Consider the following 25,589-nt stretch of genomic DNA (forward strand, 5'->3'; position numbering starts at 1 on the left):
ATCCCGCTTTCCATTGAGACCATGGATTCCCATACCTCCGCCTCCGCAGCGCCGGCCTCGCCGCTGGCCATCTTCCGCGACCACCTTTCCCGCGGCGAACTAGCCTATCAGTACGACCCGGCCAGCGGCCGGCCCGTGTTCCATCCGCGCGTCATCGGCCCGGGCACCGGCAATGACGACCTGCAATGGCGCGTCAGCGCGGGCAAGGGCACCATCCATGCCGTCACGGTCATCAGTCCTCGCGGCGAAGCGCCCTACAACGTCGTGCTGGTCGACATGGACGAAGGCTTTCGCCTGATGAGCCGGGTCGAAGGCCTGGCGCCCGAAGAGGTCCGCATCGGACTGCGCGTGCGCATGCAGGTCCACCAGCCGCAGGATGGGCAGCCTCCCTATCCGGTCTTTCGCCCGGAGGCCGCATGAATTCCCAAGCATTGAAGCGCGGCGCCTGCGCCATCGTCGGCGTGGCGGAGTCGGACCTGGGCGAAGTCGCGGCCGGGTTGTCGCCGCTGGATCTCATGGGCCAGGCGACTTCCCGCGCCCTGCGCGACTGCGGCCTGTCGCTGCGCGACGTCGATGGCGTGTTCGCCACCACCTCGCAAAGCCGCATGCCTACCCTGGCGCTGTGCGAATACCTGGGCATCGCGCCGCGCTACCACGACGGCACGAACATAGGCGGATGCAGCTTCATGTCCATGGTGGCGCACGCGCAGCTGGCGATCCAGGCCGGCCTGTGCGAGGTCGCGCTGATCGCCTATGGCAGCACCCAGCGCAGCGCCGGCCGCAGCAACGTGGCCGCGCCCGACGTCAATCCCTACGAGGCCCCCTACCGGCCCATCTACACCGCCAGCTCGTACGCGCTGGCGGCCTCGCGCCACATGCACCAGTACGGCACCACGCGCGAACAACTGGCGCAGGTCGCGGTGGCCGCGCGGCAATGGGCCCTGCTCAACCCCGTTGCGTGGGAGAAGACCCCGCTGACCGTGGACGAAGTCCTGGGCGCGCGCATGCTCAGCCATCCCCTGACCGTGCGCGACTGCTGCCTGGTCACCGACGGCGGCGGCGCGCTCATCGTGACCTCGGCCGCACGGGCGGCCACCCTGCGCAAGCCGCCCGCCTACATATTGGGCGTGGGCGAACACCTCAGCCACTACCACATCACCAGCATGCCCGACCTCACGGTCACCGGCGCCGCGCAGTCGGGCGCGGCGGCCTACGCCATGGCCGGCCTCGGTCCGCGCGACATCGACGCGGTCCAGGTGTACGACGCCTTCACCATCACCACGCTGCTGTTCCTGGAAGACCTGGGCTTCTGCCCCAAGGGCGAGGGCGGCCGCTTCGTGGCGGACGGGGCGATTGCGCCGGGCGGCAGCCTGCCCGTCAATACCAACGGCGGCGGGTTGTCGTACTGCCATCCCGGCATGTATGGGGTGTTCGTGCTGATGGAGGCCGTGCGCCAAGTGCGCGGCGAAGCGGGCAGGCGCCAGGTGGCGGGCTGCGAGACGGCCATCGCGCATGGCAACGGCGGGACCTTGTCCAGCCAGAGCACGGTCATTCTGGGAGGCGCGGCGACGGTCTGAAGCGGCCACATGCGGCAAGGGCGGAGCGCCGGTTCCGCCTGGTGTTCGCCAGTCCCCCCTGGTGGCTACCAGCGATAGGTGGCGGTGGCTACCACGGAGCGCGCCGGTCCGTAGTAGCAGTTGCCGAATCCGCAGTTGGCGATGTAGGTCTTGCCGGCAAGATTGCGCAGGTTCAAGGCCAGGCTCCAGCGGTCGATGTCGTAGCCAAGCATGGCATCGAAGATCGTGACGGCCGGAATCTTCGCGGACGCCGTTTCGTTCTCGCCCCGGGTCGTGCCGGTATAGCGCATGCCCAGGCCCACCTTTACGCCGCTCGCGAAGCGATAGTCGCCCCATATCGACAGCCTGTGGCGGGGCACGGCGGTTGCCTGTTTGCCGATCTCGTCGGGATTGGCGCTGCCCGTGACGATGGCCCGGGGCGTGAAGCTGTAGGAAGCCGTCACGTTCAATTGGTGCGTCAGTGCGGCCGTGGCCTCGAGTTCAATCCCGCGCACCGACACCTCGCCGGTCTGGCGGGGCTGGAAATTCACGTCGTAGGTGACGTAGTTCTGGCGCCGCAGGTCGAAGACCGCCGCGCTGTAGCTCTCCTTGCGCCCCGGGGGCAGATAGCGGACGCCGGCTTCGTACTGGCGGGCGGTCTCGGGCTTGAAGGCCTCGCCCGTCGCCGGATCGAGCGCGAGCGTAGGGATGAACGACTGCGCATAGCTCAGGTAAGGAGCCCAGCCGCCGGGCGCCAGGTACACGACCCCGCCGCGGGCGGTGAACTTGTGGTCCTTCATGATCGTCGTCGTGCCATCGGCACGGCTGAAGGTCTTGGCTTCGGCGCTGTCGTAACGGCCTCCCAGCGTGAAGACCCATTTTTCGCGCCATTTGATCTGGTCCTGGACGTAGGCGCCGGTCTGCGACAGCCGGGTGATGCCGTCGGTGTAGGGATCGGCGAGTTCCACCGCGCCGCCATAGACGGGCGCGTAGATGTCCAGCACGGGCGCGGTGCCGCTGCTGCGGCTGACCTGGTCTATCCGGGTGCGCTGGTGGTCCAGCCCGAACAACAGCTTGTGCTGCCAGTCCCCGGCTCGAACATCGGCTTGCAGTTGATTGTCGATGGCCAAGGCCGTCATCTTCTCCTTGCTGCTGAAGGGCGTACGCGACAGCAGCCGGAAGTTGGCCGGATCGAGCGCGTCGTTGTCGTTCACCGTAACGAAACGCGGGCCGCTCAGTTGCCGGTAGTCGACATCGAGATGTGCGTAGCGGGCATTCTGGCGCACGGTCCAGGTGTCGTCGAAGCGATGTTCGAATTGGTATCCGACCATTTGCTGGTCCTGGTTCAGGCGATCGAAATTGCGATCGCCGATGAACAATGAATCGGGTATCCGGGTGCCGATGGGGGTGGGCACGAGAGATCCGTATTCAGGCGCTACGCGGGTCAGCGCACCCGCGCGAATGCGGCCCAATTGCGACAGCAGTGTCAGCGACGTATCGCTCGAGGGCTTCCAGGTCAACGAGGGCGCGATATAGGTATGGTCGTCCCGCATGCCGCCTTGGCCGAGCTCCCTATCGCGAACCACGCCCGTGATGCGATACAGCAGCTTGCCGTCGGCGTCCAGCGGGCCCGAGAAGTCGGCGGCGACCTGCTTGCGCCGATGGTCGCCCATCTGTACCTGCAGTTCCCGCACGGGTTCCGCCGTGGGACGCTTGCTGATGACATTGACGACGCCACCCGGGTTGCCCTGTCCGTAGAGCACGGAAGCCGGCCCCCGCAAGATCTCGATGCGTTCCGCGCCGTAGTTCTCGATCTTCCAGAGGCCGAAGTTCCCGTTGTTGCGCAGGGGCAGGCCGTCCATATAGAACCCGGGGCTGTAGGCGTCGAAGCCCCGCACGGTGATCCAGTCGAAACGAGAGTCGATGCCGTAGGGCGAGATGCCGACGCCGGGGGTGTAGCTCAACGCGTCCTTGAGTGTCGTGGCGCCGATCGCCTGGATGCGGTCGGCGGTGATCACCGAAATCGACTGCGGAGTTTCGATGATCGGCGAATCCGTCTTGCTGCCGGTCGAGCTGCGCCTGGCTACGTAGCCAGAGACCGGTCCGTAGGCATTCTCCCTTTCGAGATTGGCGGTGACGACGACCGGCGCCAGCATCGTGGCCGGACCCGGGTGCGAAGCGGCCCTCACGATCACGGTATTGCCTTCGCTGACCGCTTCCAGTCCGGTTGCGGCCAGGAGCCGGTCCAGCGCCTGCCTGGGGGTCATGCGGCCGGATACGGCCGGCGCCACCTTGCCCGCCACCAGTTCGGGAGAGAACAAGAGCTGTAGCCCGGCCTGGCGCGCCAATTCGTTGAGCGCCTGTCCAAGCGGCTGGCTGGCAAGCGAGACGTCCAGGGCGGCAGGGGCCGATTGGGCAGCGGCAGGAAGGCCGGCCACCAGCATGGCGACGCAAGCCAGGGGAACGAGGATAGGGCGCAACGGCCGCATGGTTGTCGACTCCGGACAGTAATGGAAACGAGAAGCACTACTGATGTAGTCGTACGAGGCGGCAAAACCCGCATGTGTGGCGAAACAGAGGACTGGAAGTTTTTTCCGGGTGCCGGGACCCGGGTCGTTCGTCAGCGCAGGCCGACGATCTCGGTCGTGCCGCCGCGCCGCTCCAGCCGTACCGGCAACAGTCGTGGCAGCGCCTGCGCGAAAGCCCCGGCCTGTCTCAGGTCGAAGCTGCCCCCGAGGCGCAGGGCGGCTACCGCGGGATCCCGGACTACCAGACCGGTGTCGGCATAGCGCTCGAACTCGGCCAGCGCCAGGGCCAGCGGCGTATCGCCGAAGGTCACCCGGTCCGCGCGCCAGGCGCCCACGGCTTGCACCGGCAGATCGACGATCGCCTCCAGCCGGCCAGCTTCGTCGGCCGTGACGCTCTGCCCCGCATGCAGCTCGACACGGTCGCCGGCCGCCGTCTTCCGTTCTTCCTGTCTTGGGACGCCGGTTACCTGCACCTGTCCTGACTCGACCGCGACGATAGCCTTGCCCGCGTCAAGGCCGTCATGCGTATACCGCACCGAGAAGCGCGTGCCCACGACGGTGACTCGCGCGGCGCCCGCCGCGACGTCGAAGGGGCGGGTCGGATCGGCGCTGACCGCGAACGTGGCTTGACCGTCCAGCAGCTTTGCATCGCGCCGATGCCGATACAGGTGCACCTGGACCCGCGTGGCGGTGTCCAACTGCAGCATGCTGCCATCGGGCAGCTCGACATCGAGGCGCTGGCCTCGGGCCGTGACGTAGTCGCCGGCGAAAACGGGTTCGCTGCGCCAGTGCTCCAAACCGGCCCAGCCCGCCATCAACACCACCGTCGCGACGGCCGTGGCCGCCCACGGCCATGCCCAGCCCAGGCGGGGCACCAGGCGAGCGGACAGAGATGGGCGAGACCGCCGGGCCGTCCCAGCTCCGGCCATGGCGGCCGGCGGGCCGCGCCGGTTCAGGCCCGTCCTGATCGATTCAATGGCATGTTCCGGAAGCGCGCTGACCCGCTGGGAGCTTTCTTCCATGGCACGATAGGCCTCGACATGAGCGGGATCCGCGGCCAGCCATGCCTGGAGCCGGCTCGCGGAGGCTTCATCCATGCCGTCCTTCCCGCGCGACACCCACAAGGCGGCCTGCAGTTCCACTTCGTCCTGAGTCTGAACGTACCCGTCCAACTCGCGCAGATCGGCGTCGTTCGGCTTCATGGAATCCTGACGCCCGGTACGTCTGCCCCGGCTTGCGGAGCATCCTGCCCCTGCAATCGTTTTTCGCAGGCGCGGCAAGCCAGCCGGCCGCGGGCCACGTGCTTTTCCACCATGCTGACCGAGGTATTCATGCGCTGGGCGATCTGGGTGTGCGACAGGCCGTCGAACACGTGCAGGACGAAGGCCTCGCGGCAACGGGGCGGCAGCGCCTCGATGGCGGAGACATAGGCTCGTACTCGTTGAGTCGATGACAGGATCGCATCAGGCTGCGACTGGGACGGTATCGCCGGATGCTCGGCCTCGGCCAGCAAGTCGATGCTTTCGTGGCCGCGCACGAGCTCGCGCCGATGCTGGTCCACCATGATATGGCGCGCCGTCTGGTACAGCAACGCCCGGGGCTCCGCGATCGGCTGCCTGCGCTGGATGGCCAGGAAGCGCGCATAGCATTCCTGCACGATGTCGGCCGCCGCATCGCGGTTGTTGACCGCTCGGGCACAGAAATTCAGCAGTTCTCTGTAGTAGTGGGCAACCACGAAGCGTCCAGGACCATGGGATGGGCGTCCCATCGACCGGCGGCGTTGGAAACAGACGGCTGACCTGTCGCGTCTAGAAGATAGGAATGGTTCGCATTATCATCGCGGTGTGAGTGGCTGTCAACGCCCGGCCGAACCAGACTTCCGATGCGCGCCGAAGAGCGGCTCCGCCGCGCCGCGCAGCACATCGAACCGCTCGCCCGCCTGCCGGTACTCCCGCTCCAGCCGATCCACCAGTTCCGCCACGTTCGGTACGTCCCCTATCACCCCCAACCCCTGCCCCGCGGCCCACACGTCCAGCCAGCGTTTCTTCGCGAAGGGCGTGTTGCTGTCGTAGTGCCGGGTGCTGCTGGCGGCCAGCGTATCGGGATCGATGCCGTTGGCCGCCAGCGACGGCTTGAGCCAGCTCGCCGGCGTGCCGGTGATGCCGCTGCTGACGATCAACTGTTCGGTGTCGCACTCGACCACCATCTGCTTGTAGGCTTCGGGCGCCCGGCTTTCCCGGGTCGCCAGGAAGCGGGTGCCCATGTAGACCAGGTCCGCCCCGGCGGCGATCGCGCCGGCCGCGCCCCAGCCGTCGGCGATGCCGCCGCCGACCGCGATGATGCCGTCGAAGAACTGCCGCACGGCGCTGATGAAGGCGAAGGGCGACAGGCTGCCGGTATGGCCGCCCGCCCCGGCGCTGACGCAGGCCAGTCCGTCGGCGCCGGCGGCGATGGCCTTGCGGGCCAGCCGCAGGTCGATCACGTCGGCCAGCACGATGCCGCCGTAGCCGTGCACGATGTCGATGGCGGGCCGCGGGCTGCCCAGCGCGGTGATGACGATGGGCGGCCGGTAGCGGGCGACCAGCGCCAGGTCCTCGGGCAGCCGGGAGTTCGAGGAATGGGTGACCAGGTTCGCCGCCCAGGGGCCGAGCCGCGCGTGAGGATCGGCGGCGCGCGCCGCTTCCAGGCCTTCGGTGATGGCGCGCATCCATTGGTCCAGCACGTCGATCGGACGCGCGTTGGGGGTGGGGAAGGCGCCCACGATGCCGGCCTTGCATGCGGCAAGCACGAGTTCCGGCCCGGACAGCAGGAACATGGGAGCCGAGACGACGGGCAGGCGCAGGCCGCGCAGGAGTTCACGAGACATGGGAGGGCACTTCTTCTTGCGTTGTGGGCAGGCGCACGCACCGGGCGGCGACCAGTTGCCGGATGTCGCGCTCGGCCAGGCCGGCTTCGCGCAGGATGTCGCCGCCGTGCTGTCCGATCGCGGGCACGGCGGGTACACGCGCCCGCGCCGACCAGGCGGGCGCGCCGGGCAGCCGCACGAGCGGGCACTCGCCCACGCCCGCCACGTCCACCGTTTCCACCAGCCCGGCGAACCGCATCTGTTCGGACGCCATGAACTGGCCGACGCTGCGCACGACGCTGGCCATGACGCCGCGCTCGTTCAGCAGGGTCTCCCATTCCTCGGCGGTGCGCGTGGACAGGCTGGCGGCGATCTCGCGGTCGAGCCCGGCGGCGTTGCGGTTGCGCGCTTCCTGCGTGGCGTAGCGTTCGTCCGTATGCAGGTCGGGACGGCCGATGGCCTCGCAGAAGCGCTGGTACTCCGCGGGCTTGCGGGCGGCCAGCATCAACGTGCCGGCGCGCGTGGGGTATTCGCCGGTGGGGGCGGCGAAATAGACCTGTCCGGCCTCGCCGCCGCCGGTGCCGGCGGCCACCAGCCGCGGCGCGAGAAAGGCTGCCATGGCGCCCATCAGCGAGATGTCCAGGCGCGCGCCGTTGCCGTGGCGCAGCTTGCCGATCAGGGCGCCGCCGACGGCCTGGTACGCGTAGAGTCCGGTGACCTGGTCGGCCAGCACGACGTTGCGCGTGCGCTGGGGCTGGCCCGCGGCATCGGCGTTCAGGGTCATCCAGCCGCAGAATGCCTGCATGATCTGGTCCACGACGCCGCGCCGGCTCAGCGGCCCGTCCTGGCCGAAGCCCGAGACCGAGGCGTAGATCAGGTCCGGCCGGCCGGCGCGCAGCGTGGCATCGTCCAGGCCCAGCCGCGCGGCCACGCCGGGACGGAAGCTTTCGATCACGATGTCGCAGCCGGCGGCGATGCGGCGCGCCACGTCCGGGCCGTCGGGATGTTTCAGGTCGAGCGCGATGCTGCGCTTGCCGAGATTGACGGTGATGGAGGCCGGCGTGTGCCCGCGATGCTGGTTACGCCCCGACCGTATCCAGTCGCCTTCGAAGGGTTCGACCTTCACCACATCGGCGCCTTGCGCGGCCAGCAGCATGGTGCAGTAAGGGCCGGCCACGCCCTGGCTCAGGTCGAAGACGCGCAGTCCCTGCAGGGGAAGCGGCATCATGATGCGTCTCCATGCGCGATCCATCGCGCCAGGACCCCGGCCAGCGCGCGGGGTTGTTCCAGCGGCACGAGGTGCCCGGCATCCGCCACTATCTCCAGCCGGCTGCCCGGCACGTCGGCCGCCAGGCGCGCCAGGTTCTCCGGCGCGACGACGCGGTCGTGGGTGGTGGTCACCAGCAGGGTCGGGTGGCGGCCGTCCAGCAGCCCGGTGCGATCCGGCCTGGCAATGCAAGCCAGGCAATGCGCGATATAGCGCTGCGCACCATAGGCCTGCACGATGGCCCGGCGCCGGGCCAGCAGATCGGGACGGGCCAGGCTGTCCGGATGGAAGGGGGCGGTCGAGGCGGCGGCCGTCTCCAGGTAGCTTCCCTGGCGCGCGCCGGCGATGGCTTCGCGCCGTTTGGCCGCCTGGACCGGCGTGTCGGCCGCCGGCCCGGAACAGATCAGCGCGATGCCCTGGATCCGTTCGGGCGCCCGATCCAGCACCGCCATCGCGACGTAGCCGCCGAACGAGAAGCCGCCCAGCCAGAAGCGCGGGGGGGCGTCACGCAACACGTGGTCGGCCAGATCCTCCACCGTGTCCAGCGCGGGCAAGTCGGGACAGTGCGCGCGCAGGGTGTCCGGAAGCGCCGCCTTCACGTCATCGAACACGGCCGCCGTATTGTTCAGCCCCGGCAGCAGGACCAGCTCGGCCGGCGTCATGCCCAGGCCGCCGGATCGCGATGTTCGCCGTGAATGCGGTCGCCTTCCACCCAGCAGGCATGGGTGCCCACGGGGATGCGCTCCGGCAGCACGATGGTGGCCAGCGGCCCGCGCGAGATGTCGCGGGCGTCCAGCACCAGGCATTCGGACCGGTCCTGGTTCATGTCGGTGACGAACACGGTCACGTAGCCGTCGTCCTCGCCGCGCGCGCCCAGGCGGCGCGCTACCTGTGGTTCGCTGCCGTAGCGGCCGGGACCGTATTCGTAGCGCTGCACGGCGCCGGTGTGCAGGTCGAAGCGCTTCAGGCCGCGGAACAGCCACTCGCCCGGCTGGTAGAGCACGTTGTAGCTGTAGCGGTAGGGCCGGCCCACGTAGTCGTTGCTGACGACCGGGAACTCGGTGATCTCGTCGTCCAGGTACTGCTCGGTGGTGGCGCCGGTGCGCAGGTTGAAGCGCCAGCGGTGCATCATGGTGGGGTTGTTGTGCTTGTCCAGCCGCGCCTTGATGCGGGCGTAGATGTCCTTGCCGTCGGTCGCGCCCACCGGGTGCAGCTTGGGCTCGGGCATGATGCAGCCGTCCATCACGATCTCGTCGCCGTCCTCGTAGCAATTGGCCAGGTGCAGGATGTGGCAGGCCTTGGCCTCGAACCATCGCACCTGCGAGCCGTCGCCGTGGCGCGGGATCACGCCGAAGCGCGCGGGCATCTCGGGATGGAAGGTCATCTTGTGCTGCCCGCGCTTGAGCAGCTCGGGATCGAAGAAGTGCGGCGTGTCGTGCAGGATGGAATAGTTCCTGGTGATGCCCAGGTCGTGCGGCCAGCGGGCGCCCGGCAGCTCCACCGGCACGTAATGCACCAGGCGGTTGTTCCGGTCGATGACGCCGTAGTGCATGTATGGCCAGTGTTCCGGGTAGTTGAAGAACATCATCTCGCCGGTTTCCGGATCGACCTTGTAGTGCGAGCTGATGCCGTCGGGGATCTTGCGTGCCCAGTTGATGTCGGGCCCCAGCGTGTCCAGCGTGACGGGATCCAGGCGCCACGGTTCGCTGCCCTGCGACATCGTGGCCAGCAGCAGCCCCGCGTGGCAGATGATGTCGGTGCCGGCGTTGTCCTTCATCGCGCCCATGGCGCCGGACCCGCGCCGGGACGCCTTTTCGGGTTCCAGCAGGCCCGACCACAGCGACCGGCGGGCGGCCTGCTCGGCCAGGAAGCCCGTGGTCTGCACGAAGCGGTTGCGGTAGGTCGCGTGGCCGTCGTGGAAGTGCACGGCATGCAGCATGCCGTCGCCGTCGAAGGGATGGAACATGCCCAGCGGCTGGTGGATCTGGTTGTGCGTGTTGCGGATGAAGATGCCGTCCAGGTCGCGGGGGATCTCGCCGATGACCTGCAGGCTGCGGGTGTCGGCGATGTACTCGTTGAACATCGGCCGGAACGGGCCGTTCAGGAACGGATGGTCGGTGGGCTGCAGCGTGGACATCACGCCGCCGGGCAGGGTCTGTATCGTCATGGCGGTAGGCACCGGGAGGAATGGAGGCCGCTCAGGCGGCGGCGCGTTGCGGCAGGCCGTCCAGGAAGGACAGCAGCGCGGCGTTGAAGGCCCCGGGCTGTTCGGCGAAGGAATAGTGGCCGGCGCCCTCGATGCAGACGAAGCGCGCGCCGGGGATGACGGCGGTGAGCTCGCGCATGCCGTCGGGCCGGCCGACCTTGTCCTGCGCGCCGGCGATCAGCAGCGCGGGCACGCTGACTGCCCGCATCGTCTGCAGGCCGTCGTAGTTCACGATGGCTTCGATGGCCGCGCAGAAGGTGTCGGCCGACATCGACAGGGCGACCTCGCGCACCTGGTCCACCAGCGGACCGGCCGAGCCGGGCGCGAACATCGAGCGCACCACCGCCTCGGCCGCCGTGCGGAAAGGCACGCCGCGTTTGAGCGGTTCGATGCGTTCCTTCAGGAAGGTCACCTTGTCCTCGGCCGACTTGCGGGCGAAAGAGCCCAGCGTGGCGGATATCACCAGCCCGTGCACCCGATCGCCCGCCAGGCGCGTGACCAGCGGCGCCGTGATGCCGCCCATGCTGTGTCCCATGACGACATTGCGCCGGCCGCCGGTGTGCTCGATCAGGCGGGCTGCGGCCTCGGCCAGGCGCTCGATCGACAGCCCGCTCGCGGGCAGCGGACTCAGTCCGTAGCCCGGCGCGTCCCAGGCCACGACGCGATAGCCGGCCTGCACCAGGGTGGCGGTCAGGTCCCGGAAATAGTCCTTGGAGCCGTAGGCGCCATGCAGCAGGAACACGGTGGTGTCGGAGTCGCCGCTGACGGCGTGATCGGGCAGGCGGTATCTGTTCATCGAAGCGCTCGTTGGGGAAATCGGTACGCTTCGAACTCTAGGCAGCGGCCGCCACGGGGGAAACGGCCGCATCGGCCGAGTTCCGCAATCCGGATCGGGATGGCGGGCGGTGCGTCCTATCCGCGGTCCGCCGCCCGCATGGCCTGCCCGATGGCGGCCACCGTTTCCACCAGGCGCGGCCCCAGCACCTGAACCAGGCGGACTTCGGACAGCTGGATGGACGGCCCCACGCAGGCGAAGGAGAAGACGCCGTTCGGGCCCAGCACCATCGGTACGCCCACGCCGCTGATCAGTCCGCCCCGGCCGCGCTGGGACACCACGAAGCCGCGCTCGCGGTAATCCTTGTGGGCCCGCTCGACCACGCCGCGTATGTCTTCCCAGTCGTCGGGATGCGCGTCGCGCAGCGCCTGCAGCATGTGCACGCGCTCGGTCACGGGAGCGGCCACCAGGTATGCCAGCCCGATGGACGTACGCTCGATGGGCACCACCGAGCCGGAGTCGGTGTTGATCGTCAGCGCGTTGCGCGGCGGATGGATCACTTCCAGGAATACCAGGCCCGTGCGGTCGCGCGCCCCCAGCACCACGGCGATGTCCAGTTCGTCCGCCAGGCGCTGCATGTGGGGACGGGCCGTGCGTAGCAGGCCGATGTGACGTTGTACGCTGGCGCCCAGTCCCAGTACCCGGGCACCCATGGCGTATTTGCGGCTCTGTTCGTCCAGGCGCAGGTAGCCCAGCGATGCCAGCGTGCCGGTGATGCGCGAGACCGTGGTCTTGGGCAGGCCCGTGATGGCCACCAGTTCCTGGTTGCCCAGGGGATGGCCGACCTCGAAGGCGGCCAGGATCTCCAGCCCCTTGGCCAGCGAGGTCATGAAGTCGCCGCGCCGGCCATCGATGCCGGCGGTCCGGGTCTTGCCGGGAGAGGATTTCCGCATATCGGGAATGATGGCCATGAAGGCTCCGACTACACAACGCGCAACCGTGTCCGGCCTGCGCATGGAATCATGCCAGATCCGCATGCCGGAACGGGGCCGGGTTGCTGTCGTCAACCCGCCGCCGGTGACCAAGAATCCTCGTCCATGGAAGCGAGGCAGGCACCGCAGCCTGACCCGCGGGAAGGAGACCCATACATGATACGCACCGCCATGCTCATCGCCGCGCTTGCCGTGGCCGCCGCCGGCCCGGCGCGGGCGGACTGGCCCACCCGGCCGATCACCATCGTCGTTCCCTATGCACCCGGCGGGCTGACCGATGCGGTGGCGCGCACCGTCGCCGAGGGCGCCGCGCACGAACTCGGCCAGCCGGTGGTGGTCGAGAACAAGCCCGGCGCGGGCGGCAAGATCGGCATGGACCAGCTGCGGCGGGCGCCCAAGGACGGCTACACGATAGGACTGGCCGTGCCCGCCACCATGGTGACCCTGCCGCTGACCGATCCCGGCTACGGCATCGAGCCGCTGAAGGAATTCGCGCCCGTCACCATCGCCGTCGATACGTTCATGGTGCTGGTCGCCAGCAAGAAGATCCTGCCGTCGGGTGGGCTGAAGGAATTCATCGCCCTGGCCAAGAGCCGGCCGGGCCAGTTGAACTACGGCACGCCGGGGGCCGGTACCAGCTTCCACTTCAACAACGTCTATTTCGCCAACCTGGCCGGCATCCAGACCGTGCACGTGCCCTACAAGGGGGAAAGCGGCGCGCTGGCCGACCTGGCGGGCGGGCAGATCGACTACATGCTGGCCGGCCAGGGCGCCAAGACCTTCGTCGACACGGGGAAGGTGCGCGCGCTGGCGGTCGCGGCCAAGAAGCGGGTCGAGGCCTACCCCGACGTGCCGACCTTCAAGGAGGCGGGCATGGATTTCACCACCGACGGCTGGGTCGGATTCATCGCCCCGGCGGGCATCCCCCCGGCGGTGCTGGAGCGGTTGAACGCGGCGCTGGTCAAGACCATCCAGTCGCCGTCCGTGCGCGCATCCTTCGCGTCCATGGGCTACGAGCCGGTGGGCAGCACGCCCGCGTATTTCCGCAATGTGGTGCAGGAGGCGTCCAAGCGCTATGGCGCGATGATCGAAAGCGGGCAGGTGAAGCTGGCGCAGTGACGGCAGACGGCCCGCAGGGCAGCGTTACCCGCGCTGGAAACGCTCGAACCCGTGCAGCGCCTCGTCGATGGCCGTCTTCCACGCTGGCCGCTGCGCCGCGATCCAGGTCCATTTCTGCACCAGCAGCCGGCCTGCCTGGCGGTCCATCTTCAGGTCCAGCGCCGCCACGACCTGGTCGCCCACCAGCACCGGCAGCGCGAAATAGCCCAGCACGCGCTTCTCGGGCGGCACGTAGGCCTCGAAGCGGTGTTCGTAGTCGAAGAAGGCATGCAGCCGCTTGCGTTGGATGACCAGGGGATCGAAGGGCGACAGGATATGCGTGGCGGTGGCCGGTGGCGCCGGCGTGTCCAGCGCGGCGGGCTCGATCCAGTGTTGGGTCCTGGCTTGTCCCGCGATATGCACGGGGACCAATGCCTTCTTCTTGACCAGGGTGTCGATCAGCGCGCGCACCGCGGGTTTGGCGCCGGCGTCGCCATAGCAGATCGAGTCCAGCCCGACCATGCCCTGCGAGCGCAGCGCCCGCCGCAGCAGGTATTCGGCATACTTCGCCTCGCCCACCGGCCGGGGGCGGCGTGCCCAGCCGAAGTGGCGCCTGGACAACTCGTAGGTCTTGAGCATGCCCGTGCGCTTGCTGACCGTCAGGTCGCCCACGAAGAACCCCAGCCGCAGCGCGCGCTTGGAGGGCTTGCGGCTGCCCCAGGGATGGGTCTTCTCGACCAGGGCTTCGTCGATGTCGCGGATGGACAGGGCGCCTTCATCGCGGATGCGCCGCAGCAGCGCCGCGTAGTCCGTCTCGTCCACGCCGGCGATCCAGGGCCCGGGCCGCGCGCGGCGCGCGTCCATGGCGGCCACGAATTGCCGGTAGTCGGCCGTCGGCACGTAGGCCAGCGCATGGGTCCAGTATTCGAACACGCTCTTGTCCGCCGATTGCGCCTGCTCGAGGTCGGCGCGGCGATAGCCGGGAATGCGGGAATACAGGATGTGATGGTGGCAGCGTTCGATCACGTTGATGGTGTCGATCTGCACGTAGCCGAGATGTTCGATGGCCCGGCCCACCGCCCCGGGGCCGGCGCCGAAGGGTGCCGTTGCATCCAGCCGCTGCGCGCGCAGCCAGATCGCGCGGGCCCGCGCGGCGGGCAGTTCGAAGGAAGCGGGAGCCACGGTCAGGCCCCCCGCGATGTCGGAACGGGCGCAGGATACGGTCCGCCCATCGGGCGTAGCAGGCGAAGGTCGCTTCGTGGCGGCGCGGCGTGCTGGTCCATCTCGGGGCTTCCTTTCCGGGTTCGGGCTGTATGGGCTGGATCTCGCCCGCGGCCATGGCCAGCGCCGGGGCGGGCGTGGGAGTGAACGATACACCGGTTGTCGGGCCTGATCCCGTTGACGCCGGGGGTGGTCCACCATCCTTCCCGGCGGGAGCGGCACAGCGGCCGCGCTAAAGCTTGTCGATGTGCGCGGCCATGCGCTCGCGCATCGCGCGATCCGGCAATTCGCCGCGCGCCGCGCCCAGGTTGTCGATGGCGTTGGAGGCGCGGCTGGTGGCAGGGGTGGCGCAGGTGATGGCGGGATGGGCGATCACGAACTTCAGGAAGAATTGCGCCCACGACCGTATGCCGATCTCGGCCGCCCAGGGCGGCACGTCGTGGCCGCGCACCTTGTCCCACAGCCGCGTGCGGCCGAACGGCGCGTAGGCCAGCACCGCGATGCCGCGGTCGGCTGCCAGCGGCAGGACGCGTTCTTCCATCACGCGGTTGTCGATGGCGTAGTCCACGCCGATGAAGTCCAGCGGTTCGTGCCGCATGGCCTGCTCCAGCATGTCGTACTGCCGGGGAAAGGTGGTGGTGACGCCGGCATAGCGGATGCGCTTGTGGTCGCGCAATTCCTTGAGCAGGCCGAATTGCGTCGCGACGTCGCCCATGTTGTGGACCTGGATCAGGTCGATCACCGGCTTGCCGACCCGCTGGAACGAGGCCTCGACCTGCGCCCGTGCCTGCTCCAGGTCGGCCCGTCCGCCCCGGGCCACGTTCAGCTTGGTGGCCCAGAACAGCTTGCCGGCCATGTCGTTCTCGCGCACGATCTGCCCGGCCACTTCTTCCGAGGCGCCGTAGGCCGGGGCGGTGTCGAACACCGTGCCGCCCTGCTCGATCATGGCGGCGAAGACCTCGCGCAGCCGCTGTTTCTCGTCGCCCGCCGCGGTGCTCGAAAAGGTGGCCGAGCTGCCCAGGCCGACCACGGGCAGCCGTTCGCCGGAGCGGGGGATGGGCCGGGTGATGACCGGCGCGGAGGCATCGGCCCCCCAGGACCACGCGGGCGCGGCGGTGGCGGCCAGCGCGAGTTTCAGCGATGCGCGGCGAGTAATCATGGTTCGGTCCTTTTCTGCAAGACGGGAAAGACGGTGGAAGCCGCCGGCTCCGTGCCCGGAGTGGCCGACGCCATGCGCTGCTGGGCGCGGCCCAGCCACAACGCCAGGCCGATCCAGGCGAAGGCCAGCGGCACGGCCACGCCGGCGATCGCGTACAACCCCATCGCCAGCCGGCCCAGCGCGCCTTCGAACTGCGCGCCGGCCACGTCGCCGAAGCGATAGACGAAGGTGTCGATGAAGGCCTTGGCCTTGTACTTGTCCTCGCGGTCGAGCACGGTGAACAGCGTTTCGCGGGCGGGCCGCATGATGGCCCGCTGCACCGCGCGGAACGCGGCCTCGAAGGCGATCAACGCGGCCAGCGACCCGACCAGGGCCAGGCCGACGAAGCCCAGCGCGGTGGTCAGCGGCAGCAGGGCCAGCGTCACGGCCACGCCCAGCCGCTTCATCAGGTGTCCGGCCAGGACGAGCTGGATCGCCAGCGTGGCGGTCTGGGTCAGCATGTCGATGCGCGCGAACAGCGCGGTGCGTCCGTCCAGTTCGTGTCCCAGCGCGGCCACCATCTGCAGCCGCGTGAAATACAGGAAGGTCGCCATCACCGCCAGGATGACCACGTAGGCCGCGATGCCGGCCAGGTAGCGCGACCGCGCCAGGGCCTTGATGCCCTCCCAGGCGCCGCCGCCGATGCGCTCCGCGTCATGGGCTTTCCGCCCGGCGGGGGCCGCGGCGGACGGCTGGCGCACGATGCCCCAGCCCAGCGCCAGCGCCAGCAGCAGGAAGCCCGCGGACACCAGCAGCAGGCCCGCCGTCCCCACGGCACGCACCAGCACCGACGCCAGCCATGGCCCGAAGATCGCGCCCAGCGTACCGCCCACCGAGATCAGGCCGAAGAAGCGCTTGCCCTGCTCCAGCGTGAAGCGGTCGGCCATCAGTGCCCAGAACACCATGGTCGAGAACAGGTTGAACACGCTGAACCAGACGTAGAACACCTGCCCGCTGGCCGTGCCCACGGCGGCCGGCGCCCAGGCCAGCAGCAGGTAGAAGCCGGCCAGGCTGGCGGCGAAGAACAGATAAGTCGCGCCGATGAACTGCATGCGCCGGAACCGGCTGACCAGCAGGCCGAACACCGGATTGACCAGCAGCGTGACGACGGCCGTGCCCACGAACAGCCAGCGCACGGCATCCAGGCCGCCGCGCATGCCCAGGGCTTCGCGGGCGGGGCGCAGCATCATCAGCGCGGTCAGCACGCAGAAGAAGAAGCCCACGGCCAGCGAAACGTGAAGGATCTCGCCGCGGCGGACGTTGAACAGACTCGGAAGGTCGAGCTTCATGAGCGGTTCCGGTTCGTGGGGGCCGGCCCGCGCGCCGGCCCGGACAGCATATCGGTTTTCGGCCCATCAGGACCAGGAAGGCCGCCCGGATGGTGAACGATCATTGAAAGTGGGTAGTTACTGTCAGTAATCGCGCGATATCATTGCGGGGTTTGCCGGATGTCCGGCGGCATCTCGAAGAACAAGGAACCCCATGCGCCTCGCCTCCCGTCCCTATTCGATCTTCCTGCTCGCCCTGTTCGCGCTGCTGTTGTCGGCCTGCTCCGGCGGCAAGCCCGAGTCCGCCATCGAGGATTTCTATCGCGCGGCGGCCAAGGGCGACGTGGAAACGGCCACCGAGCAGATCTCCTTCGCCCAGGTGCCCGCCGCGCAGATGGTGCAGGCCAAGGGCAAGGTCCAGATGATCGTGGGCGAAATGCAGAACCGCATCAAGGCCAACGACGGCCTGGACAAGATCGAGATGGACCAGGTCACCGTCGACGAGGCGGGCAAGACCGCGCAGGTGCGGGCCCGCATCAAATACAAGAACGGCAAGGACCAGACCCAGGTCCACAAGCTGGTCAACGAAGACGGAACCTGGAAGATCCTGCTCAAGTGACGTCCGCCCGCGCCGCGCTGCGCCGGTCGGGCGGCGCGTTGCTGCTGGCGCTGCTGGGCGCGGCGGCGCACGCGGCGGACGCGCTGGCGCCCGGCGCCCGGGAGGGGGATCTGATCTTTCGCGAAGGCACCGAGGCGGTCAGCGCCGCCGTCATGGCGGTCGACCGTGGCGCCTACAGCCACGTCGGCATGCTGGTGGGCCAGCCGGGAAGCTGGCGGGTCGTGCACGCCACGCCCTCCGAAGTGCGCGGCCGGCCCGACGGCGTCGTGGTCGATACCCTGGCGTTTTTCACCGACGCGCGGCGGTCCAGGCGGCATGCGGTCTACCACGTCCAGGCCGGCGACGACGCGCGCCGGCGCGCCGTCGGCCTGGCGTTGTCCATGCGTGGACGTCCGTTCCGCATCGCCGATCCGGCGGGGACCTATTGCACCGAGCTCGTCTGGAAGGCCTGGCGCGATGCCGGGCTGGACCTGGAGGTACGGTTCACTCCGCTGGCGCTGCCCCTGATGCCGGGACGCTATCTGTTGCCGAGCGATCTGCTGGCGTCGCCCCGGCTGCGGCCGCTGGCGCAGGACGTGCTCTTGCCGGCAGGAAGCTAGGCCTGCTGCTGCGTCAGCTGCTCGAACAGGTCGAACAACCGGGGATCGCTCTTGCGCCCCCGTTCCTCGCGCATGATCCGCATGATGTCCCCGTGCGTGCGCGGCCGCTGGTAGGGCCGCGTCGAGGCCATCGCGTCATAGCTGTCGGCCAGGTTCACGATGCGCGACAGCAGCGGGATCTGCTCTCCATGCAGGCCGTCGGGATAGCCCGCGCCGTCGAACCATTCGTGGTGATGGCGGATGGCCGTGGCGACCACGCCCGCATCGCCGCAGCGAACGGCGGCGAAGATGCGCTCGCCGCGCTCGGAATGAGTCATCATCAGCTCGCGCTCTTCGGCATCCAGGCGGCCCGGCTTGAGCAGGACCGCGTCGGGAATGCCGATCTTGCCTATGTCGTGGAAGCGCGCGGCCGCGGCCAATAGTCCGAGTTCGTTCGCGGGCAGGCCGCAGGCGCTGCCCAGCATCCAGGCAAGTCGGCCCACGCGGCCGCAATGCTCGTGGGTTTCAGCACAGCGTTCGCCGAGCGCGATGAAAAGGGGATCGAGGGTGGGCTGTTCGGGGATGATGTCGGACATCGGTCGATTGCGGGACAAAATCATGCGAATTCTACCGCGCGGCGCCCGGACCCATCGTGGTACCCTGGCGCCCGGCGGACGACGGAAGCCCACCGCAGGCCTTCCGCCAGGCCGTCGTCCTCGCGCCTGATGCGCGGGGCCCAGCATGGGTGTCTGACGATATGGCTTCCCCTCCACTGGTCGATTCCAGGGCGTCCTGGATCATCGCTACCGCCGCCCTCTGCTGCCTGGGCATGACCTTCGGCGCTCCGCTCATCTCCACGGTCGGGCTCAAGGCCATCGCCGGCGAAATGGGAGGCGCCCGATCCGTGCCCGCGCTGGGAGGCTCGCTGGCCTGGCTCGGCTCCGCCGTGGGCGGCGTGATGATGGGCCGGCTCGCGCATCGCTTCGGCGTGCGCTGGACCGTGATGGCCGGTTCCGTGTCGGTCTGCCTGGGGCTGTTCATCTCCACATTGGGCGAACCCTGGCTGCTGTACATCGGCCACGGCGTCTTCATCGGATTCCTCGGCATGGGCGGCCTGAACGCGCCGCTGTACGTCTACGTCAGCCAATGGTTCGAACGCCGGCGCGGCTCCGCGCTGGCCCTGCTCTCCAGCGGAAGCTACATCGCCGGCGTCGTCTGGCCCCTGGTGTTCGAACACACCATCGCCACCTGGGGCTGGCGCGCGACCATGATGGGATACGGCCTGCTCGAGGCCGGCATCGTCCTGATGCTGGCATCGCGCTTCCTGCGGCCCGTCGCCGACACCGCCGTCCGCGCGGCGGATCGCCAGGGCGGCGAACGGTCCACCGTATTCGGGCTGCGTCCCAACATCGCCTTCGCCATGCTGGCGGGCGCGGCCTTCCTCTGCTGCATTCCCATGGCCATGCCGCAAAGCCATCTCGTCGCGCTGTGCTCCGACCGCGGCCTGCCGGCGGCCGTGGGCGCCGCGATGCTCTCGGTCCTGCTGGCCGCGGCCTTCATCAGCCGGCAGGCGTGGGGGCTCGTCGCCGACCGCATCGGCGGGTTGCGCACGGCGCTGATCAGCTCCGTGATGCAGGCCACCGCCGTTTCCGGCTACCTGTACGTGACCGAACAGTTCGGCCTTTTCACCGTCTCCATCGCGTTCGGGCTGGGTTTCAGCGCGCTGATCCCGGCCTATGTGCTGGCCGTGCGCGAGGCCTTTCCCGCGAAGGAAGCCTATTGGCGCGTACCGTCGTTGATGCTGATGAGCGGATGCGGCATGGCGGTGGGCGGGTGGCTGGCGGGCTACATGTACGACCGGTATGCGTCGTACGATCCGGCGTTCTTCACGGGCGTGCTGTCCAATGTGGCGAATCTGGCGCTGCTGGGGACGCTCGTCGTGTTGCAGTTCCGCTGGATGCGGCGGGCGGTGGCGAAGGCCGCGGCGCCGTCCGGCTTGGGTTAGGTTGAAGGCGGTGTCCCGCGAGGCCGGCCAGCCGCGGCGTTTTGCAGGAACCGGTCCAGCGCATTGCCGAACGCCCGCCGGTCCGCCTGGCTGAACGCCGCCGGCCCGCCGGTCGCCACGCCGCTGGACCGCAGTTCCTCCAGCATGTCCCGCATGGCCAGGCGCTCGCCTATGGTCGCCTCGGTATAGCGCTCGCCGCGCGGGTTCAGGACCGCCGCGCCCTTTTTCAGCACCTCGGCCGCCAGCGGAATGTCGCCCGTGATCACGAGATCCCCCTCTGCCGCCTGACCGGCGATGTAGGCATCGGCCACATCGAAGCCGCGCGGCACCTGGACCGCGTTCACCCAGCGCGACGGCGGCGTGCGCAGCATCTGGTTGGCGACCAGCGTGACCTGGACGGCGCAGCGGTCGGCGGCGCGGAACAGGATGTCCTTGACGACGGCGGGGCAGGCGTCGGCGTCGACCCAGATGCGGAGGGGATTCATGATGGCGTTGGTGTCGAGGTGATTCAGGATGATCGCATTTTCTGCAGAACGGGTGTAAATGGGTGTGGTAATGGGATAGAAACCAATAATTGGGTGTAAATGGGTGTAGGATTGGATGCCATGATTCGTACCGACACCCTCCAGATCACCCCGGAGATACTTCGCCTGATCGCCGGCATCGATGAGTTCAAGGGAGCTTGGCGCGCCCTGGGCACGCTCGCGCCGGACCGATTGTCGGCGCTGCGACGGGTCGCGACCATCGAAAGCATCGGTTCCTCGACCCGGATCGAGGGCAGCAAGCTGTCCGACCGCGAAGTCGAACGCCTGCTCTCTAACCTGCAGATCAAGTCGTTCGAGACCCGCGATGAGCAGGAAGTGGCAGGCTATGCCGAGGTCATGGAGCTGGTGTTCTCGTCCTGGCAGGACATCACACTGACAGAGAATCACATCCGGCAGTTGCACCGCGACCTGCTGGCCTACAGCGACAAGGACGCCTGGCATCGCGGCAACTACAAGACAACCACCAACAGCGTGGCCGCGTTCGACGAACAAGGCAAACCGTTGGGAGTGGTGTTCGAAACCGCCACGCCTTTCGACACACCGCGCCTGGCGGCCGAGCTGGTCGCCTGGTTCAACGAGGAGCTCGGCGCCGGCCGCCTGCATCCCCTGCTAATCATCGGTATCTGGGTGGTCGTGTTCCTGGAAATCCATCCCTTCCAGGACGGCAACGGCCGCTTGAGCCGGGTGCTGACCACTCTGCTGCTGTTGCGGGCCGGCTATGCCTACGTGCCCTACAGCTCGCTCGAAAGCGTCATCGAGCAGAACAAGGAGACCTATTACCTCGCGCTGCGCCAGACCCAGGGCAGCATCCGCACCGACAATCCCGACTGGCATCCCTGGCTGGCGTTCTTCCTGCGCGCGCTATCGCAGCAGGTACGCCGGCTGGAACGCAAGGTCGAGCGCGAGAAACTGGTGCTGGCCAGGCTGCCGGATCTGGCGTTGCAGATCGTCGAATTCGTGCGTGAGCACGGTCGCATCACCATGGCCGAGGCGATCCGCCTGACCAGCGGCAATCGCAACACGCTGAAGCAGCACTTCAGGACCCTGGTGGAGCAGGGCCATCTGATGCAGCATGGTGCTGGTCGCGGAACCTGGTATGAGCTGCGTTGAGCCGCGGCGCTCACTTCCCGATGCAGAACCGCGAAAAAATCACGCCCAGCAGATCATCGCTGCTGAACTCCCCGGTAATCGAGGTCAACGCCTCGTGCGCCAACCGCAATTCCTCGGCGAACAGATCCAGCACCCGATCGCTTTGCGCCGCATGCCCGGCCGCCAGTTCCAGATGATTCGCCGCCGTCAGCAGCGCATGGATATGCCGCTCGCGCGCCAGATAAGGTGATTCCGCCGAGGGATTCCATCCGGCGATCGCCAGCAGTTCGCGCTTCAATGCGTCCAGGCCCTGCCCGGTCCTGGCCGACACGGGCAGCCGCTTGGCGCCCGCGGCCTGGGCCTGTCCGATCTGTCCGTCCTCGACCAGGTCGATTTTGTTCACCACTTCCAGCACCGGGGTGCGCGGCGGCAGCCGCGAGGTGATGGCGGCGTCGAGTTCGGGGCCCGGGCGCGTGGCATCGAGCAGGTGCACGATGACGTCGGCCTTGCCGATCTCGGCCCAGGTGCGTTCGATGCCGATGCGCTCGACGGTGTCCTCGGTCTCGCGCAGGCCGGCGGTGTCGACCACGTGCAGGGGCACGCCGTCGATGTCGATCTGTTGCACGACCTTGTCGCGCGTGGTGCCGGCGATGGGGGTGACGATGGCGGCGTCGAAGCCGGCCAGCGCGTTGAGCAGGCTGGACTTGCCGACGTTGGGCTGGCCGGCCAGCACGACGTGCAGCCCTTCGCGCAGGATGGCGCCCTCGCGCGCCTGCGACAGTAGCCGGGCCAGGTCGGCCTGGATCGCGGCCAGGGTTTCGCGGGCCTGGTATTTCTCCAGGAACTCGATCTCTTCCTCGGGGAAGTCCAGCGTGGCCTCGACCAGCATGCGCAGGTGCACGATGCGGTCGGCCAGGCCGTTGACCTCGGCCGAGAACACGCCCGTCATCGAGGCCGCCGCGCTGCGGGCGGCTGCCTCGGACGACGCGTCGATCAGGTCGGCTACGGCCTCGGCCTGGGCCAGGTCCATGCGGTCGTTCAGGAAGGCGCGACGGGTGAACTCGCCGGGCTCGGCCAGCCGCATGCCCATCTCCATGCCCGCCTGCAGACAGCGCGCCAGCAGGCGCCGCAGCACCACCGGCCCGCCATGGCCCTGCAGTTCCAGCACGTGTTCGCCGGTGTAGGAATGCGGCGCGGGAAAGGACAGCGCGATGCCTTCATCGATGATCCCGCCGTCGGCATCGCGAAAAGGCAGGTAGTGCGCATGGCGCGGCACCAGCGCGCGGCCCAGCAGCGCCTGTATCAGTCCATCGAGCGGCTGGCGCGCCGACACGCGCACGACACCGATCCCGCCGCGTCCGGCGGCGGTGGCGATGGCGACAATGGGATCCTGGTCGGAAATCATGGGCGAAGTTCGGAAAAGGCGGCGAAGCCCGTCCCCGCACTGTAAAACAAAAGGCCGTCCCGGTTTCCCGGAACGGCCCGACAAGCGCGCAGGAGACTCCTACCGATTGTTTTTTGTGATGAACCACTGCTGCGCGATCGACAGGCAGTTGTTCACCACCCAGTACAGTACCAGGCCCGCGGGGAAGAAGAACATCATGCCGCCGAACACCAGGGGCATGATCATCATGACCTTGGCCTGCACGGGATCGGGCGGCGTGGGGTTGAGCTTCATCTGCAGGAACATGGTGGCCATCATCAGCGCCGGCAGGATGAACCAGGGGTCGGGCGAGGCCAGGTCATGCACCCACAGGATCCAGGGCGCGCTGCGCATTTCCACGCTGGCCAGCAGCACCCAGTACAGCGCGATGAACACCGGCACCTGGACGATCATCGGCAGGCAGCCGCCCACCGGGTTGATCTTCTCGGTGCGGTACAGCTCCATCATCGCCATGTTGAGCTTCTGGCGGTCGTCGCCGAACTTCTCTTTCAGCGCCTGCATGCGCGGGGCGACCTTCTTCATCCGCGCCATGGACTTGTAGCCCGCGGCCGACAGCGGGAAGAACACCGCCTTGATGATGACGGTCAGCGCGACGATGGTCCAGCCCCAGTTGCCCAGCAGCTTGTGCAGCCAGGTCATCAGCAGGAACAGCGGCTTGGCGATGATGGTCAGCCAGCCGTAGTCCACCACCAGGTCCAGGCCCTGAGCCACGGCGGCCATGGCGGACTGGTCCTGCGGGCCGATCCACAGCTTGGCGTCGACGGTGTTGCCGGTGCCGGGAGCCAGCGTGCCGACGGGTTCGATGGCGCGCACGGCGTACAGGTTATTGCCGACCTTGGACATGTCGTAGGTGCGGGCCACGCCTTCGGGCGGCACCCAGGCCACGGCGAAGTAGTGCTGGATCATGCCCAGCCAGCCGTCGTTGGCCGACTTGTTGAACGATGCCTTGCCCTTCTCGATGTCCGAGAACGTGACCTTCTGGAACTTGTGCTCGGCGGTATAGATGGCCGGGCCGGTGAAGGTGCTGTAGAAATGGCTTTCGCCGGGCGGCTTGTTGCCGTCGCGGGTCAGCTGGAAGTAGAGCGAGGGCGAGACGGGCTCGGTACCGACGTTGGCCAGGTTGTGGCGCACGTCGATGGCGTACTGGCCCTTGTGCAGGGTGAAGGTCTTGATCAGCTTGACGCCGCCGCTCTCGGCCTCGAACGAGATCTCCAGCTTGTCGCCGGCCAGTTCGCGCGCCGGGGTGGTGACGTGGAAGGGCGTGCGGTGCGTCGGGAACGACGCGCCGTTGGCCGCGCCGACCACGCCGCTTTGCGCGAGGTAGACGCGCTGCGCGGAATCGTCCAGCAGCACGGTGGGGTGCTCGTGGTCTTCGATGTCGGCGTGCTTGAGCAGTTCGGCCTTGACGATCTGCGCGCCAACGGTGTCGAAGGTCAGGCGCAGCACGTCGGTGGTGACGACGATTTTCTCGGCGGGCGCGGGCTGCTGGGCCTGCGGCGCGCTACCGGGAACGGCGTCTGTGCCGGCCGCGGGCGCGGCCGCCGGCGTCGCGGACGGCACGCCGGCCTGGTCGGGCTGGGCCTGCGGAGCCTGCGCGGTCGCCGTCTTGGCGGGGGTGGAGCCGAACATCGAGGGATGTCCGTTGTACTTCTGCCAGCCATCCCACAGGAAAAGCAGGGATAGCGAGAAGATCATCCAGAGGATGGTGCGTTGCATGTCCATGGACGGATAGTTCCAATCGTCGTCGCGGCAAAGTCCGCTAGTGTAGCAAGGCCCCCCCCTACGCGCTTACGCGCGCCCCGAATGGTGGGCCCCCCAAGCCGCTACGCGGCAGCCCCCCGAGGGGGCCGGGACCCGGCTTGGGGCGGCCCGGCGCCGGGTCCCGTGGGGGCGATGCGGGTGGACCGGCAAAGCCGGATCCACCGCATCCTGGGTCTGTTTCGTGTCTTCCTACCGGTTTCCTCTTATCCAAAACGCCAGTCGTCGCCAGCCTGGTTTTACCCCAGGGCACAGCGGATCCGGCTTTGCTGGTCCGCCAGTGCCGCCCCCTGGGGGGCGCGCGTCAGCGCGTAGGGGGGGGACCATGTCCAGACCTCCTTGGGCATAGGGGTGGCAGCGGCAGATGCGGCGCAGGCCCAGATAGGTGCCATGGACGGGGCCGTGGCGGTCGATGGCTTCCATCGTGTAGGCGGAGCAGGTGGGGGTGAAGCGGCAGGACTGGCCGATCCAGGGGCTCAGGAAGTACCGGTAGAAACGGATGGGCCAGATCAGCAGGCGGCGCGGGAGCGTCGAGCCGGTGGGCAGCGCGTTGCTATGGGTTTCCGTCACGATGGGCCCCTGTTGCGGGAAATACGC

Annotated in this window: 24 protein-coding genes; 7 read left to right on the forward strand and 17 right to left on the reverse strand. The window is 68.4% G+C overall.

The genetic code is table 11. From position 1 onward, the window contains the following. The first annotated feature begins 21 nt into the window (after nt 1–21). Together N5K27_RS13510 and N5K27_RS13515 are read left to right on the forward strand one after the other, a co-directional pair. On the forward strand, nt 22–420 hold the full coding sequence (locus N5K27_RS13510; RefSeq protein ID WP_279817075.1) for an OB-fold domain-containing protein: 399 nt from the start codon (nt 22–24) through the stop codon (nt 418–420). Then, nucleotides 417–1,577, forward strand: a complete 1,161-nt coding sequence (locus N5K27_RS13515; protein ID WP_087839066.1) for an acetyl-CoA acetyltransferase — start codon at nt 417–419, stop codon at nt 1,575–1,577. Before N5K27_RS13510 ends, N5K27_RS13515 begins: the two co-directional genes overlap by 4 nt. Nucleotides 1,578–1,642: 65 nt before the next feature. Here N5K27_RS13515 and N5K27_RS13520 read toward each other — a convergent pair whose 3' ends face one another. The 9 genes from N5K27_RS13520 to N5K27_RS13560 all read right to left on the reverse strand — a co-directional run bounded on the left by N5K27_RS13520 (nt 1,643) and on the right by N5K27_RS13560 (nt 12,148). Next, the gene (locus tag N5K27_RS13520; protein WP_279817078.1) at nt 1,643–4,045 is read right to left on the reverse strand and encodes a TonB-dependent siderophore receptor; all 2,403 of its coding nucleotides are present in this window, start codon (nt 4,043–4,045) and stop codon (nt 1,643–1,645) included. A 131-nt stretch (nt 4,046–4,176) separates the two neighbouring features. Further along, on the reverse strand, nt 4,177–5,286 hold the full coding sequence (locus N5K27_RS13525) for a FecR domain-containing protein (protein WP_279817081.1): 1,110 nt from the start codon (nt 5,284–5,286) through the stop codon (nt 4,177–4,179). Further along, complete coding sequence (locus tag N5K27_RS13530; protein ID WP_176400748.1) at nt 5,283–5,819, reverse strand: sigma-70 family RNA polymerase sigma factor; 537 nt, start codon at nt 5,817–5,819, stop codon at nt 5,283–5,285. The genes N5K27_RS13525 and N5K27_RS13530 overlap by 4 nt, the downstream gene beginning before the upstream one ends. A 120-nt stretch (nt 5,820–5,939) precedes the next feature. After that, nucleotides 5,940–6,950 carry a nitronate monooxygenase gene (locus tag N5K27_RS13535; protein ID WP_279817085.1) on the reverse strand — a complete coding sequence of 337 codons (1,011 nt, stop codon included), beginning with the start codon at nt 6,948–6,950 and terminating at the stop codon, nt 5,940–5,942. After that, nucleotides 6,940–8,157 carry a CoA transferase gene (locus N5K27_RS13540; protein ID WP_279817088.1) on the reverse strand — a complete coding sequence of 406 codons (1,218 nt, stop codon included), beginning with the start codon at nt 8,155–8,157 and terminating at the stop codon, nt 6,940–6,942. The genes N5K27_RS13535 and N5K27_RS13540 overlap by 11 nt, the downstream gene beginning before the upstream one ends. Next, the gene (locus tag N5K27_RS13545; RefSeq protein WP_087839060.1) at nt 8,154–8,858 is read right to left on the reverse strand and encodes an alpha/beta fold hydrolase; all 705 of its coding nucleotides are present in this window, start codon (nt 8,856–8,858) and stop codon (nt 8,154–8,156) included. Before N5K27_RS13545 ends, N5K27_RS13540 begins: the two co-directional genes overlap by 4 nt. Beyond that, nucleotides 8,855–10,363 (reverse strand): carotenoid oxygenase family protein, encoded by a 1,509-nt coding sequence (locus tag N5K27_RS13550; RefSeq protein WP_087839059.1) that lies wholly within the window; start codon nt 10,361–10,363, stop codon nt 8,855–8,857. Before N5K27_RS13550 ends, N5K27_RS13545 begins: the two co-directional genes overlap by 4 nt. A gap of 31 nt (nt 10,364–10,394) precedes the next feature. Next, nucleotides 10,395–11,198, reverse strand: coding sequence for an alpha/beta fold hydrolase (locus N5K27_RS13555; RefSeq protein ID WP_279817092.1), 804 nt, complete (start codon nt 11,196–11,198; stop codon nt 10,395–10,397). 116 nt (nt 11,199–11,314) lie between these two features. Next, nucleotides 11,315–12,148, reverse strand: coding sequence for an IclR family transcriptional regulator (locus N5K27_RS13560; protein WP_176400746.1), 834 nt, complete (start codon nt 12,146–12,148; stop codon nt 11,315–11,317). Between the two features lie 177 nt (nt 12,149–12,325). On the opposite strand from N5K27_RS13560, the gene N5K27_RS13565 reads away from it, so the two are divergent. Then, a complete protein-coding gene (locus tag N5K27_RS13565) occupies nt 12,326–13,288 on the forward strand; it encodes a tripartite tricarboxylate transporter substrate binding protein (protein WP_279817095.1) in 963 nt (320 codons plus the stop codon). A gap of 24 nt (nt 13,289–13,312) precedes the next feature. Here the strand turns inward: N5K27_RS13565 and N5K27_RS13570 are convergent, their stop codons facing one another. The 3 genes from N5K27_RS13570 to N5K27_RS13580 all read right to left on the reverse strand — a co-directional run bounded on the left by N5K27_RS13570 (nt 13,313) and on the right by N5K27_RS13580 (nt 16,975). Next, nucleotides 13,313–14,449, reverse strand: coding sequence for a crosslink repair DNA glycosylase YcaQ family protein (locus tag N5K27_RS13570; protein WP_279817098.1), 1,137 nt, complete (start codon nt 14,447–14,449; stop codon nt 13,313–13,315). 271 nt (nt 14,450–14,720) lie between these two features. Further along, on the reverse strand, nt 14,721–15,647 hold the full coding sequence (locus N5K27_RS13575) for an aldo/keto reductase (RefSeq protein WP_279817101.1): 927 nt from the start codon (nt 15,645–15,647) through the stop codon (nt 14,721–14,723). Then, nucleotides 15,644–16,975, reverse strand: coding sequence for an MFS transporter (locus tag N5K27_RS13580; RefSeq protein WP_279817104.1), 1,332 nt, complete (start codon nt 16,973–16,975; stop codon nt 15,644–15,646). The genes N5K27_RS13575 and N5K27_RS13580 overlap by 4 nt, the downstream gene beginning before the upstream one ends. Before the next feature lie 193 nt (nt 16,976–17,168). On the opposite strand from N5K27_RS13580, the gene N5K27_RS13585 reads away from it, so the two are divergent. Both N5K27_RS13585 and N5K27_RS13590 read left to right on the forward strand, forming a co-directional pair. Continuing rightward, nucleotides 17,169–17,573, forward strand: a complete 405-nt coding sequence (locus N5K27_RS13585; RefSeq protein ID WP_087839053.1) for a DUF4878 domain-containing protein — start codon at nt 17,169–17,171, stop codon at nt 17,571–17,573. Continuing rightward, nucleotides 17,570–18,172: a YiiX/YebB-like N1pC/P60 family cysteine hydrolase gene (locus N5K27_RS13590; RefSeq protein ID WP_176400744.1), complete on the forward strand. Its 603-nt coding sequence runs from the start codon at nt 17,570–17,572 to the stop codon at nt 18,170–18,172. The genes N5K27_RS13585 and N5K27_RS13590 overlap by 4 nt, the downstream gene beginning before the upstream one ends. Here N5K27_RS13590 and N5K27_RS13595 read toward each other — a convergent pair. Beyond that, the gene (locus N5K27_RS13595; RefSeq protein ID WP_279817109.1) at nt 18,169–18,747 is read right to left on the reverse strand and encodes an HD domain-containing phosphohydrolase; all 579 of its coding nucleotides are present in this window, start codon (nt 18,745–18,747) and stop codon (nt 18,169–18,171) included. The two genes, N5K27_RS13590 and N5K27_RS13595, sit on opposite strands and share 4 nt — an antisense overlap. A 161-nt stretch (nt 18,748–18,908) precedes the next feature. Here N5K27_RS13595 and N5K27_RS13600 point away from each other — a divergent pair, with 161 nt between their 5' ends. Then, nucleotides 18,909–20,156, forward strand: coding sequence for an MFS transporter (locus N5K27_RS13600; protein ID WP_087839051.1), 1,248 nt, complete (start codon nt 18,909–18,911; stop codon nt 20,154–20,156). Here N5K27_RS13600 and N5K27_RS13605 read toward each other — a convergent pair. Continuing rightward, a complete protein-coding gene (locus N5K27_RS13605) occupies nt 20,153–20,641 on the reverse strand; it encodes a YaiI/YqxD family protein (RefSeq protein ID WP_279817113.1) in 489 nt (162 codons plus the stop codon). The two genes, N5K27_RS13600 and N5K27_RS13605, sit on opposite strands and share 4 nt — an antisense overlap. Before the next feature lie 120 nt (nt 20,642–20,761). Between N5K27_RS13605 and N5K27_RS13610 the strand changes: the two genes are divergently transcribed. Beyond that, complete coding sequence (locus N5K27_RS13610) at nt 20,762–21,811, forward strand: Fic family protein (RefSeq protein WP_087839049.1); 1,050 nt, start codon at nt 20,762–20,764, stop codon at nt 21,809–21,811. A 10-nt stretch (nt 21,812–21,821) separates the two neighbouring features. Here the strand turns inward: N5K27_RS13610 and mnmE are convergent, their stop codons facing one another. The 3 genes from mnmE to yidD form a co-directional block, all read right to left on the reverse strand. Continuing rightward, on the reverse strand, nt 21,822–23,192 hold the full coding sequence (gene mnmE / locus N5K27_RS13615) for a tRNA uridine-5-carboxymethylaminomethyl(34) synthesis GTPase MnmE (protein WP_279817145.1): 1,371 nt from the start codon (nt 23,190–23,192) through the stop codon (nt 21,822–21,824). Between the two features lie 102 nt (nt 23,193–23,294). Continuing rightward, the gene (gene yidC / locus N5K27_RS13620; protein WP_279817117.1) at nt 23,295–24,956 is read right to left on the reverse strand and encodes a membrane protein insertase YidC; all 1,662 of its coding nucleotides are present in this window, start codon (nt 24,954–24,956) and stop codon (nt 23,295–23,297) included. 228 nt (nt 24,957–25,184) lie between these two features. Further along, the gene (yidD, locus tag N5K27_RS13625; RefSeq protein ID WP_279817147.1) at nt 25,185–25,538 is read right to left on the reverse strand and encodes a membrane protein insertion efficiency factor YidD; all 354 of its coding nucleotides are present in this window, start codon (nt 25,536–25,538) and stop codon (nt 25,185–25,187) included. Nucleotides 25,539–25,589: the final 51 nt, after the last annotated feature.

Origin of the sequence: Pigmentiphaga sp. GD03639, from assembly GCF_029845405.1 — a bacterium.
Lineage (GTDB): Bacteria > Pseudomonadota > Gammaproteobacteria > Burkholderiales > Burkholderiaceae_B > Pigmentiphaga > Pigmentiphaga daeguensis.